This window comes from Alkanindiges hydrocarboniclasticus (assembly GCF_001982605.1).
Lineage (GTDB): Bacteria > Pseudomonadota > Gammaproteobacteria > Pseudomonadales > Moraxellaceae > Alkanindiges > Alkanindiges hydrocarboniclasticus.
Genome location: NZ_MLCN01000004.1, coordinates 1 through 12,311, shown reverse-complemented (window position 1 = coordinate 12,311; position 12,311 = coordinate 1). Strand labels below are relative to the sequence as shown.

Here is a 12,311-nt window from a genome sequence, read left to right as displayed (position 1 = left end):
AGGTATGGCTTTGAAATGAAGGGCTTGGCAATTGGTAAGATTTTTCGACAGCTTAGGTATTTTTATGGATGCTTTTATGGGTTGCATCGTGTTCAGTGGAAGAATGACTGGATACGTCATCCATATTATCTACCAGAACTGGATCAGGTGGCGTGGTACTGTCCTGCGCTGCTTCATCAGTGTGATGCGAAGGCTGGTAGGCTTTTTGGGCGGTAATATCGGCACGTTGATTGACTGAATTTTTATATTTTAATTGCCGGGCGGCTTGTTCGCGAAAGCCGCCGCGCTTGATCAGTTTCATAGCTCTACTCAATCTTACTTGTATTATTCAGCAGGAATATATTTTATTGCATCGTAGTCTTACCAAGTCATTTCCCATTCAACTTGAATATAGGGTTTTAGCTGAATTCTACAAAAAATGCTACGCTCAGTATTACACTGAATCCATAACCATTCTTGTGAATCACGGCTATGTATTTGCCAGCTTATTGCCATAACCGTTTTGAATTTGATTCGAAGAATTCCATCCTGCCACCACTCTACCGCAAGCTCTGCTTCATCAGGAGCCAGAGTTACCAAAAGGCACTCTTTATCGCGTTTCACTAAAAAGCGTACGCCATAATACCAGCCATCCGAGTGAATCCATTCCGGCTCACTTTCGAAAAAAATAATATAATCGAGAAGTTCCAGGTTTGAAGAACTCATGTTTTCTTTATACTGGTCTAATCATTATTATCTTATAGGAATTTTGACATTTTGGAATTTTAAATGCTACATAAGATAGCACTATGTCTCACATCAATATTTAAGCGGCAACAATATGAAAACTATAAGACATTCTATTGAACTGCCAATTAACCAGACAGCACTATTTGTTTTAACCCAGAATTATAAAAAACGTCTCGAATGGGATAATTATCTAGCAAAAGCTTAGTTAATGAATAATGCGCAACAGCCAGCTGTTGGGGTAGAAGTATTCTGCCGAAATACGTCAGGGTCAATCATGATTTCAAGATATATATCATTTCATCGACCTTATGTTGCAGCAGTCACTATGGTTAAAGGTAACTATATTTTGAAACGCTTTAGTGGTGCGTGGAATGTCAAAAAAAATTGATGACCAGAATTCACTCCTCATATTTACTTATAATTTTGAACTTAAAGGCGGATTATTAGGACAATTATTGCTGCCACTCATTAGCTATCTATTTTCTAAAGATATGGAAAAACGATTAATCGCTATAAAAAACTATATCAATAAGGACTATAAAAAACCGCCTGTCATTACTGAAGGCGGTTTTTAGCATTAAAGCACTACAGAAATGACGAATTAAGCCGCCAAATTCTGTTTGGCCAAAGATGCAATCGCAGCAAATGCAACGCTATCATGCATGGCAATGTCAGCCAGTACACGACGGTCGATAGTTACTTGCGCTTTTTTCAGGCCAGCAATCATACGGCTGTATGACAGACCGTTCTGACGGGCACCAGCGTTAATACGGGCAATCCACAGTGCGCGGAATTGGCGTTTTTTCTGGCGACGGTCACGGTATGCATATTGACCGGCTTTGATTACCGCCTGGAACGCTACGCGGTAAACACGCGAACGCGCACCGTAGTAGCCTTTAGCGCGGGCAAGAATTTTTTTGTGACGACGATGAGCCACTACACCACGTTTTACACGAGCCATTTAATTTCTCCTTAGATGTATGGGCACATACGACGAACTGATGCAACGTCACTCACGTGAACCATTACACAGCCGCGCAATTGACGAATACGCTTAGGAGATTTCTTGGTCAAAATGTGACGCTTGAATGCTTGCTTGCGCTTAAAGCCATTTGCAGTCGCTTTAAAGCGTTTTGCTGCACCACGGCGAGTTTTCATCTTAACTTTAGCCATAACAACCTCTTTGAGCACCTGTTCAGCACGTTGCACCATTACAGACGGCTTGCAGGTAGGGGGCGCGTAGTTTAATTGATTTCTGTCTAAAAAAAAAGCATTAGACCTCGCTATAAATTATTATTTTTCAAGGCAACACTATTACAGAAATTAGTTTAAAAAATTCTATCTTAAATCAGGCTTAATTTTTATCATAACAGCCAGAATGGTTTTTGTACCCAAGCCCAGCCAATGCCTACCCCGCCTGTTCCGCACGATACCTTTGCTGCCCTGCGTTACCGTGATTTTTCCATTGTCACCATTAACCAGTTTTGTCTGACGCTGGCTATCCTGATGCAGGAAGTCATTGTGGCCTATGCGCTGTATCACCTCACGCGTGATCCGCTGGTATTGGGCTTTATTGGGCTGGCAGAGGCTATACCGTTTATTGCGCTATCCTTATGGGGTGGGTATTTTGCTGACCGCTACAACCGCCAGATTATTATGCAAATCTGTATGGTGCTGTCGCTACCATTGCCGCTTATTTTATCAGCGTTATTTAGTAGCCATGAAAACGGGGATTTAACCGCGCAGCAGCTTTCGATGGGCGTGTATGGCATTATTTTTTTGCTGGGGACAATTCGTGGTTTTTATAACCCTTCTGTGAGCTCACTTAAGCCATTTTTAGTGCCCCGAAACCTGTATCCCAATGCCGCCACATGGACCACCATTGGCTGGCAGAGTGCCGTGGTGCTAGGGCCGGTCACTGGTGGTTTGCTGCTGGGCTATTTGGGTCTGCATCAAACCCTGTATCTGGTAACAGGGTTGCTGCTGGTCTGTAGTGTGCTGCTAACCTTGCTCAAACGTCGTCGCTTTCCACCCATTGAACATGACAGTGTGTTGCTGAGTTTAAGCGAAGGTTTTCGCTTTATTTTTAAAACCAAGATTATTTTCTGGTCGATTTCGCTGGATCTGGTGTCGGTATTGTTTGGCGGTGTGATTGCCCTATTGCCCATTTATGCCGATGATATTTTAAAGGTCGGTGCTGAAGGACTTGGCCTGTTGCGTGCTGCGCCCTCGGTTGGCGCGCTATTGATGATGGTGGTTCTGGCCAAGTATCCGCCTACCCATCATGCTTGGCGCAATATGTTGCTGGCGGTGGCCGGTTTTGGGGTTTTTACCTTGGTATTTGCCTTTTCCACCACCCTGTGGCTATCGCTATTGGCGTTGGCGCTGACCGGTGCATTTGACAGCATTAGCGTGGTCATCCGCCAAACCATTTTGCAAATCTTTCCACCTGAAAACCTGCGTGGTCGTGTAGCCGCGGTAAATGGCATGTTTGTGTCATCCAGCAATGAACTGGGTGCATTTGAGTCCGGCGTGGCCGCACGTTATTTAACAGTGATTCCAGCCACGATTCTGGGTGGCAGCATTACCTTGCTGGTGGCCGCATTGACCTACTTTAAAACCCGTGACTTGTTAAATGTTGATGTGGAGCACAGTAAGCCGGTTGAGGTAAAGGAATAAGGTTTTTAATGTAGCTTGATTTGCAGTTTCGGCCATTTTTCCAGCCATCTTTTATGCTGAATTCTTTGCTGAAAAATTTCTAGCTTGGGTCGTTTTGGATTTAAGGTAATATGACCGGCAAACAGTGACGCCAACCCAAAAGGGGCTATGATTTCAAGCCGGTTTTGCCTAATTAAAACTCCCACAGCAGTTTCCATTTCTGGCCAGTAGCTCATCGCATTAGCGGTATTTTTATAAGGCAAGTCATTATTACGGCGATGCATGCGGGCCTGATTTTTTACCGACCAGTTAATATTGAATTGTTTCCTTAATTCTTGTTCAAACTGTAAGTCTGTACTTTCCAAAAGATTGGCAGGATTAAAATAAATCAGGTCAATATCATTCAGTGGTACTGCATCAATATAGTGATGAAGGTGATCCCACACCAGATTCCTGACAAAACCTGCACCCAGACACCAGTCATTTAAATGGTTTTTTTGGCAAAAATTAGCAGCAATCTGCAAAATTTGCATACGCTGCTGATCCTGTAAAAGCCATTGGATAAGCTGTGCTTGATACCTCAACTCATCCATGTGTTTATTCATTCTGAACGATTAAACCAGAATGTCCCGCTTGCCACTGGGGCCCATGGGACTAATGATGCCCGCTTCTTCCATGTTATCAATCAAACGCGCAGCACGGTTATAGCCAAGGCTAAACTTGCGCTGCAAGGCAGAAGCTGAACACTTACGGGTTTCCAGTACAAACTGCACCGCCTGATCATACATTGCATCACGGTCAGAACTGCCTTCATCAGACTCAAAGCCACGGCTGGAGCCACCGTCTTCATCGTAAGGTGTCAAGATGTCATCTACATAATCCGGGCTGCCGCGCTCACGCCAAGCATCAGTAATGCGGTTGACTTCATCATCACTGATAAATGCACCATGCACACGCTCCGGCTCAATTTTACCCGGTGCCAAAAACAGCATATCGCCATGACCCAGCAAGTCCTCTGCCCCGCCGCCATCCAGAATGGTGCGCGAGTCAATCTTGCTATTCACGCGCAGGGCCACACGGGTTGGAATATTGGCTTTAATCAAACCGGTAATTACATCCACTGACGGGCGCTGGGTGGCCAGCATGAGGTGAATACCGGCAGCACGCGATTTTTGTGCAAGACGGGTAATCAGTTCTTCGGCTTTTTTGCCCACCTGCATGATCATGTCGGCAAATTCATCGGCCACAATCACAATGGAAGGCAGCGCCTGCAAACGAGGCGCACGATCCTGCACCGCACTGTCATTGGGCTTCCATGTGGGATCAAGCAGGTCTTCACCACGTTCAATCGCTTCATTCACCTTGCGGTTGAACTCATCAATCTTGCGCACCTTTAAAAAGGTCATCAGCTTATAGCGCCGTTCCATTTCATTCACTGACCAGTTCAGCGCGCTTACCGCATCTTTCATGTCGGTAACCACAGGGGTGAGCAAATGCGGAATATCACTATAACTGGCCAGCTCGAGCTGCTTGGGATCAATCAAAATCAGGCGGATTTGCTGCGGCGTGTATTTAAGCAAAATGGACAGCAGCATGGCATTCACCGCCACTGATTTCCCTGAACCTGTAGTACCTGCGACCAGCATGTGCGGCGCTTTGGATAAATCAGTTAAGACTGGTTTACCCGCAATATCCTTGCCCATCGCCATGGTAATCAGGCCAGCCGGATCACGGTAAGTTGGGGTTTCCAGCAGTTCAATCAGGCGCACCATTTCGCGCGAGGTATTGGGCACTTCAATGCCAATGTAAGGCTTGCCGGGAATCACCTCGACCACGCGCACTGAAGCCATGGACATAGAGCGCGCCAGATCTCGGGAAATATTGGTGACCTTGGAGGCTTTAACCCCCGGTGCCAGTTCCAGCTCAAAGCGGGTAACCACCGGGCCGGGCTGTGCTTCAACCACTTTGGACTTGACATTAAATTCCTGTAGCTTGATTTCCAGCAGCTTGGACAGGCGCTCCAGTTGTTCGGCGGTATAGCTCACCTTACGGCTGGGGTCTGGTAAGTCCAGCAGGTCAAGGCCCGGCAAGGGTGGCAGGGTGGCACGATGCTGGATGACCTGCATGGCACGCGACATGGGTCGGCCTGTTGCGTCAGTGAGCGGTGCATCAAAATCATCTATTTGACTAACAGGATCGGCATAAGCAGCCAAGGCATCCTGCTGATCGATTTCATTTTGCCCAAACTCCTTAATCAGGGCTTCAATATCTTCTTCGGTAGATAGGCGTGTTGCAGGCTGTGCTGGAGTTACAGGCTGAATCATTGCCGGTTGAATTACAGCTTGCGGGCTTGCAGTAGTTACACCATCTGTTAGCTGTACATGAGTATCACGAGTCGAATTTAATGACTGCCCGACCTGTTCAACATATTGGGATTCAGTAGGCTGGAGTTCTACTAAATCAGGCTGCGCGGTGTCTTTGCCATCAATATCAGCCCGGGTTTCATCAGTTGTTAGAGCAGGTTCAGGTACCACAACCAGTGATTGCTCAAAAATATTTAGGGTACGTTCCAGCGCATCAGAAGGCACAGCTACATTTGATGCACTGGTCACCGTTGCCGGTTTAAACGGATTTTCAGGGCTGGTGCCCAGTAATTCATCCAGCAGGTCATTGTCCTGCCAGGCAAAGCTGGGTTCAATCTGGGTATTAAGCACCTGTGCCGTGGCCTCATTGGTGGACAGGCTAATGGGGGTGTTGGTTTCAGCCAGCACATGATCGGCCCTCTGCACCAGCTCGGCCAGATGATCCAGCGTGCTGGTGGCTGCTTTGGCTGTTACAGGCGTGGTAGTTATTGCCGCTGGCATTGCCTCACTGGCCTTGGCAGTTGGGGCTGTATGTGCTGCCCAGCGCTCCCCGCTATGGATCACCTGAGGTACAGCAGCCTGAGTTAAGGCTACCTCAGCCGCTGTAGCAGTGTCTGCCAGTTCCAGCTGATCCAGTGAAGCAGAGCCTGTTGCGTTGGCCACTTGCCCTGTAGTGTCTGGCAAATTATTAGCGGTAAAGTTCTTGCCGGGAAAATCAGCAATGGTTAAATCAGGGGCAGCTTCACGTTCCGGGACATTGCGATAAAACAGTTCCTGCAATAGACCAGGAATTTTACCCAGTCCATCCATGGTTTTATCCCAGCGAATGCCAAAAGCCAGCGTCACCATGACCAGCAGCAACCCCACCAAAAACACGGTAGCCAGCATCATGCCCATCAGCGATAGCAGGTTACGGCCAATTTCATAGCCAATAATCCCGCCAGAGGCATTGCTTAAGGTATCCGCCGGTTCCAGCCAATGCAGGCTAAACAGGGCTGCCATGATCATGAGCAAAAACACTTCGGCAGCCACACGAAACGGACGGCTTAAAAAGCTGTGCGGCCACCACAACTGAATGGCTTCGACCAGAATAAAAACCGGCAATAAAAAGGCAGCACGGCCTAAAAAGCCGTACAGCAAGTCGGCAATCCAGGCACCGGCAACCCCACTGGCATTGCTCACCTGCTGGGTATCGCTGGATACATGCGTCCAGCCCGGATCAAACGGCGTATAGGTGATGGTTGCTATCAGCAAATAGATACCAAACGATGCCAGAAATACTGTCAGTAAAATTCGCTGCGCATATGCGCCCGCTGCTGGGTTCATTAATGTCCTACCACCAAGTATCAGCTACAATTATCAATGATAAGTACCATGCACTCATCATGCGCCCCTGCGCACTACTTTTTATCAAGGCATGTTATCAAAACACTGTGCCAAAAGGCATCATACCGAAAAGCCAGTATAACTCCCAAGTTTGACCTGTTCTGGCTGTTCCGTCTAGCGGCTGGATGTAAATAGCCGCTTTATTCCGGCCTGATTAATGCGGCATGCCAGCCTGCTAAAACGAGAAAACCGATTATCATGATATGTATTTTCTTGTCATTCCTTTCTGGCATTTACAATGATCTGCCGTATAATTCCGAACAATCGTAAAAACATCTGAAAAAAGGAATAACCATGAATTCCCGGCACATCCGTCTACTGATCTTAGGTTCCGGCCCCGCAGGCTACAGTGCTGCTGTTTATGCGGCGCGTGCCAACTTAAAGCCAGTGATCATTACCGGCATGCAACAGGGCGGCCAGCTGACCACTACGACTGAAGTAGATAACTGGCCCGGCGACCCACATGGTTTAACCGGCCCGGCGCTGATGGAACGCATGCAGGCCCATGCCGAACGTTTTGGGACTGAACTGGTGTACGACCACATCAATGAAGTGGACTTGCAGCAGCGCCCTTTCCGTCTGGTGGGTGATGAAGGCGAATACACCTGTGATGCGCTGATTATTGCCACGGGTGCTACTGCCCAGTACCTTGGCCTGCCCTCGGAAGAAGAATACATGGGCCGTGGAGTAAGTGCCTGTGCAACCTGTGATGGTTTCTTCTACAAAAACCAGCCCGTAATGGTGGTCGGTGGCGGTAACACAGCCGTGGAAGAAGCACTGTATCTGGCTAACATTGCCAGCCATGTCACGCTGGTACATCGCCGTGACAAGGTTCGTTCCGAGAAGATTTTGCAGGACCAACTGTTTATTAAGCAAAAAGAAGGCAAAATCAGCATCCTGTGGAACAACCAGATTGATGAAATTCTGGGTAATGACAGTGGTGTTAATGCCGTTCGCCTGCAATCTACTGCTGACGATGCACAGCAAACTGTTGATGTACAAGGCGTATTTATTGCGATTGGACACAAGCCCAACACGGGTTTGTTTGAAGGCCAGCTGCATCTGGAAAATGGCTATATTAAGGTACAAAGCGGCACTCAGGGTAATGCCACCGCAACTAATATTCCGGGCGTATTTGCTGCCGGTGATGTGGCCGACCATATCTACCGCCAGGCCATTACTTCAGCAGGTTCAGGCTGTATGGCCGCACTGGATGCTGAAAAGTATCTGGATGCGCTGGAAACTCATACCGAAGATGAGCTGGAAGCTCCCAAGGTTTAACCTGTTATTGGTTGAGTCTGGCTACAGAAACAAAGCCGTGCTTATCTTCGGATAGCGCGGTTTTTTTATAGGCAAATTGTTATTCTGGGCAGTGATTATTGGTTAAAATCCCTTACTATTCATTTTTACCACAATACAGTTAAACACATGAGATTGTCTGCCAGCCAGTTTCAGTTTCCCGATCCCGAACAGGTTGATCCCCAAGGCGAAGGCATCATTGGCATTGGTGCAGACCTGTCGCCGTCCACGTTACTGGAAGCCTATTGCCATGGCATTTTTCCATGGTTTTCCAAGGATGATCCCATTTGCTGGTGGAGTCCTGATCCGCGCTGCATCATTTATCCCAGTGAATTTCAGCCCAGCAAATCACTGATCCGCCAGCTCAAAAAAAACCGCTATACTATTACCCTCAGCCATGCGTTTGAGCAGGTGGTACGCGCCTGTGCACAACCGCGTGCCTATGCAGAGGAAACCTGGATTACCGAAGGTATTATTGCGGGCTACACTGGCTTGTATCAGGCCGGGCTGGCTCACAGCGTCGAAGTCTGGGAAGGCACACAACTGGTCGGTGGGTTGTATGGGGTACAGATTGGCCGGGCATTTTTTGGTGAATCCATGTTTAGCCGCCAGACCGATGTGTCCAAAATGGCGTTTTGCTTTTTAATGAAACTGTGTGCAGCCTCAAACTTTACATGGGTAGATTGCCAGTTACCCAATGACCACCTGATCAGCCTTGGTGCCACCACCCTGCCGCGCCATGAATTTTTGCAGCAGCTTAAATCAGTGATCACACAGGTGCCACCCAATTGGCATGCATTTACTGCCCGGGCTTTTCCCACTCAATATATATTAACAACTGATGCGTTTTTAGACTTGATTCACTAAGCCATATCGGATTATGTTAACCGGATAAAGGGCCGTTTATATTAGTCCACCATGAAGGACATTCAGTACTACATTACACCGCCGCATCAGTGTAGTTACATTGAAGGGCGGGCCGCGCGCATGGTATTTCTGGATCCGGTCAAACGGATTGATACTGTCACGCTATCTGAATTATCGCGCCAGGGATTTCGGCGTAGTGGCGATTTTGTCTATCGCCCTGAATGCAATCATTGCCGCCAGTGCCTGTCTGCGCGCATTCGGGTTGACTCATTTAAAATAAACAGCAGCCAGCAAAAAGCCTTAAAACGCAACAAGGATTTACGGCTGGAAACCCGTGCAACCTATCATGCCACGGATGTGCATTATCAGCTCTATGAGCGTTATATCCGGCTGCGCCATGCTGACGGCGACATGTATCCCCCAAGCCGTGAGCAGTTTGAAAAATTTCTGGTCGATAGCTGCACCAACAGTTTTTTTCTGGAAATGTGGCTGGGCAACCAGTTGATGGCTGTAGCCACCTGTGACCATCTGGATGATGGGATTTCTGCAGTGTACACCTTTTTTGACCCCAGTTTGCCGCAACGCAGTCTGGGTACTTTTGCCATTTTGCAGCAAATTGAATGGGCCAAACGCAACCAGTTACCGTATGTCTATCTGGGTTACTGGGTTCCCAGCGCCGCCAAGATGAAATACAAGGCACAGTTTGCTGCCCTGGAAGTACTCATGAATGGTCAATGGACTTGCCTGCCGGATCATTTAACTGACCAGGAAATTGCCGAACTTAGCAAATCGTTAGGCCCTGTAGATAAAATTATCCAGATTTACTAACTCTCCTTAGTTGGCCTGCCAGATACCTCAGCTTTTATATTTTTCATGGACTATTACTTAGGCAAAACTCATGTGCAGGGTTAGCGCCATAATGACTGCATGCTCCTTGCCTGTACTGGTAGGATAATAATTTTTGCGCAGGTCAATCTGGGCAAAACCCAGTTTTTCATACAATGCAATAGCGGCGTGGTTGCTTTGACGGACTTCCAGAAAAATCATATTGCAGCCTTGCGTACTACGTGCATTGACCAGCCCATCAATGGATTGCTCAAGTAGCTGATAGCCCAGTCCCCGTTTTTGACAAGCTGGGGCAATCGCCATAAGTAACAAATTGGCTTCGTCCAGCACTGGCTGCAAAATACAAAACCCGACGATTTGACTATCCCCTGCCCTGCCCTGCTCCAGTACTGTACAATGATGCCCGGCAGCAATACTATCCACAAACAACTGCTGGCTCCATGGATGGGTTTGTACCTGCTGTTCAATGGCATAAACTGCCGGTACATCAGCCAGTGTCATGCTACGAAGTAAAACGGCCATTGGTATATACCAGAATTTAAAGCATTATTATAAGTAAGCGCCTAGCGGAAACCCAGCAGTTTTCAGTGTGATGGATTAGCCAGTCAGAACATATAAAAAAATAGTATGATACGGTTTTATACCTCTATGCCTTAATGGCGTGCCACGTATGCAGAACCCAGAACCAGAATAAGTGGCTTTAATGCTGGCATTTCGGGGCATAAAAAAATTTATAAGAATGTTGACAACAACGGCCAGTGCTTGATCACTTAAGGACAACTGGCAGAGACAAAATCTCAAGTTTTATATTTAGAATTAACTTAATTCATTAAGTCTATTTTGTAATATTTTAATCAATTTCAGAATAAAAAAAGCGGCTGTAATCAGCCGCTATGGAGCACAACAAACCGCTTAGTGGGTATTAAAGCCCAGCTTTTCTTTCCAGCGCGCCAGCAACGCATTGGTGTCATGATCATTGGGGTGGAAGCCCGGACGGAAATAATCAACCAATTCTGGAAGCATGCCGGTAATAATGCCGTGTTTAAAGCTATAGGCGTATTTATAAATCACACCCAGCGATTTGGCATTAAACTGGCCATCCTGCTTCAGCAAACGGTAAGCAAAATAGCTCTGGGTAATTAACAACACCACCATCGCTATTGCCATGGTAGATGTACGCAAGCCATATGCCTTGATACCACGGCCATGAATGGCTTCAAACACATCATAGACAACGGCTTTATGCTCGTTTTCTTCAACCGCATGCCACATCCACAGGCGATACATGGTTTCATCAGTCATTTTAGCCTGAATTTCTTCATTGCGCAGTAACTGGGAAGCAATGGTAGCCGTGAAATGTTCCAGCGCTGTGGTCGCGGTCAGGTCAATCATTTCCTGGGTAATACCAACAGGTTTAAGCAGTTTGACAAACCCTTTACGGAAGGTTTGAATGACCGTATTGGTCTTGCGCTCAAGGCTGGCCACATCATGCCCATATGCATTGGCAGACTGGTTAAACCCTACGTGTTCCTTGGAATGCATGGCTTCCTGCCCGATAAAGGCAGAAATTTCCTTTTGCATAGCCGGATTGTCTTTGAGCAGAGGGTGATAACGCACAGCACGCACACTATCCACAAAGAACTTTTCGCCATCTGGAAACAGGGCAGATAATGCGGTCATAAAATGGGTTAGACCCGCAGAGCCATTCATCCAGTATTCAGGTACCTGATTAAACTCAAAGTCCATACGACGTACTGGAAAGCTGGCCTTAATGGCATTGGCTTTAATTGAGCTATTTGAAGCAACTTGCGTAGCAACTGTGGCGTTCATGTTATTTTCCTCTTGCTGATGTCGAAGGACGACACTGCCTATAACCTGATCATAAAAAACCCCGCGTCGTTACTGTAGTGCAAAATAGGCCAGCCTTTTATCAATTAGGGACAAGTGTTCACTGAAAATGCAAAAACTATCACGAATGGCTATTTTTTATGCTAATTGAACCCTTTATCTTGTAATTTTAGCGGCCATAAAAAAAGACGTCACCATGGACGTCTTTTTTTATCGTGAAAACTAACAATCAGTAAACCAATAATTAGTTAGTCACCTTAAGCTGATTAGGCTTAGTTAGTTACTTTAGCCACCACACCGGCGCCAACAGTACGG

General features: G+C 47.0%; 13 protein-coding genes. 5 read left to right on the top strand and 8 right to left on the bottom strand.

Translation table 11 applies throughout. The features are described 5' to 3' along the window. Positions 1 to 52: 52 nt before the first annotated feature. Together BKE30_RS01580 and BKE30_RS01575 are read right to left on the bottom strand one after the other, a co-directional pair. Entirely contained in the window at positions 53 to 301 is a 249-nt protein-coding gene (locus BKE30_RS01580; RefSeq protein WP_076876925.1) for a hypothetical protein, read from the bottom strand. A gap of 59 nt (positions 302 to 360) precedes the next feature. Continuing rightward, on the bottom strand, positions 361 to 705 hold the full coding sequence (locus tag BKE30_RS01575; RefSeq protein ID WP_076876924.1) for a hypothetical protein: 345 nt from the start codon (positions 703 to 705) through the stop codon (positions 361 to 363). A gap of 395 nt (positions 706 to 1,100) precedes the next feature. On the opposite strand from BKE30_RS01575, the gene BKE30_RS01570 reads away from it, so the two are divergent. Further along, the gene (locus BKE30_RS01570) at positions 1,101 to 1,304 is read left to right on the top strand and encodes a hypothetical protein (RefSeq protein ID WP_076876923.1); all 204 of its coding nucleotides are present in this window, start codon (positions 1,101 to 1,103) and stop codon (positions 1,302 to 1,304) included. Between the two features lie 26 nt (positions 1,305 to 1,330). On the opposite strand, the gene rplT is transcribed toward BKE30_RS01570, so the two are convergent. Together rplT and rpmI are read right to left on the bottom strand one after the other, a co-directional pair. Beyond that, positions 1,331 to 1,690 carry a 50S ribosomal protein L20 gene (gene rplT, locus BKE30_RS01565; RefSeq protein WP_076876922.1) on the bottom strand — a complete coding sequence of 120 codons (360 nt, stop codon included), beginning with the start codon at positions 1,688 to 1,690 and terminating at the stop codon, positions 1,331 to 1,333. A gap of 11 nt (positions 1,691 to 1,701) precedes the next feature. Continuing rightward, entirely contained in the window at positions 1,702 to 1,902 is a 201-nt protein-coding gene (gene rpmI / locus BKE30_RS01560) for a 50S ribosomal protein L35 (protein WP_034280298.1), read from the bottom strand. A 231-nt stretch (positions 1,903 to 2,133) separates the two neighbouring features. Between rpmI and BKE30_RS01555 the strand changes: the two genes are divergently transcribed. Next, on the top strand, positions 2,134 to 3,408 hold the full coding sequence (locus tag BKE30_RS01555; RefSeq protein ID WP_076876921.1) for an MFS transporter: 1,275 nt from the start codon (positions 2,134 to 2,136) through the stop codon (positions 3,406 to 3,408). Between the two features lie 5 nt (positions 3,409 to 3,413). Here the strand turns inward: BKE30_RS01555 and BKE30_RS01550 are convergent, their stop codons facing one another. Both BKE30_RS01550 and BKE30_RS01545 read right to left on the bottom strand, forming a co-directional pair. Continuing rightward, a complete protein-coding gene (locus BKE30_RS01550) occupies positions 3,414 to 3,920 on the bottom strand; it encodes a nucleotidyltransferase family protein (protein WP_198938031.1) in 507 nt (168 codons plus the stop codon). Between the two features lie 81 nt (positions 3,921 to 4,001). Further along, positions 4,002 to 7,076 carry a DNA translocase FtsK gene (locus BKE30_RS01545; protein ID WP_076876920.1) on the bottom strand — a complete coding sequence of 1,025 codons (3,075 nt, stop codon included), beginning with the start codon at positions 7,074 to 7,076 and terminating at the stop codon, positions 4,002 to 4,004. A 354-nt stretch (positions 7,077 to 7,430) separates the two neighbouring features. Here BKE30_RS01545 and trxB point away from each other — a divergent pair, with 354 nt between their 5' ends. From trxB to BKE30_RS01530, 3 genes are all read left to right on the top strand, one after another. Beyond that, the gene (trxB, locus tag BKE30_RS01540) at positions 7,431 to 8,417 is read left to right on the top strand and encodes a thioredoxin-disulfide reductase (protein ID WP_076876919.1); all 987 of its coding nucleotides are present in this window, start codon (positions 7,431 to 7,433) and stop codon (positions 8,415 to 8,417) included. A gap of 147 nt (positions 8,418 to 8,564) precedes the next feature. Continuing rightward, positions 8,565 to 9,302, top strand: coding sequence for a leucyl/phenylalanyl-tRNA--protein transferase (gene aat / locus BKE30_RS01535; RefSeq protein WP_076876918.1), 738 nt, complete (start codon positions 8,565 to 8,567; stop codon positions 9,300 to 9,302). Positions 9,303 to 9,353: 51 nt separating this feature from the next. Then, complete coding sequence (locus BKE30_RS01530) at positions 9,354 to 10,130, top strand: arginyltransferase (RefSeq protein WP_076876917.1); 777 nt, start codon at positions 9,354 to 9,356, stop codon at positions 10,128 to 10,130. A 57-nt stretch (positions 10,131 to 10,187) separates the two neighbouring features. Here BKE30_RS01530 and rimI read toward each other — a convergent pair whose 3' ends face one another. Together rimI and BKE30_RS01520 are read right to left on the bottom strand one after the other, a co-directional pair. Further along, a complete protein-coding gene (gene rimI / locus BKE30_RS01525) occupies positions 10,188 to 10,670 on the bottom strand; it encodes a ribosomal protein S18-alanine N-acetyltransferase (protein WP_076876916.1) in 483 nt (160 codons plus the stop codon). Between the two features lie 390 nt (positions 10,671 to 11,060). Continuing rightward, the gene (locus BKE30_RS01520) at positions 11,061 to 11,978 is read right to left on the bottom strand and encodes a metal-dependent hydrolase (protein WP_076876915.1); all 918 of its coding nucleotides are present in this window, start codon (positions 11,976 to 11,978) and stop codon (positions 11,061 to 11,063) included. Between the last annotated feature and the right edge of the window lie 333 nt (positions 11,979 to 12,311).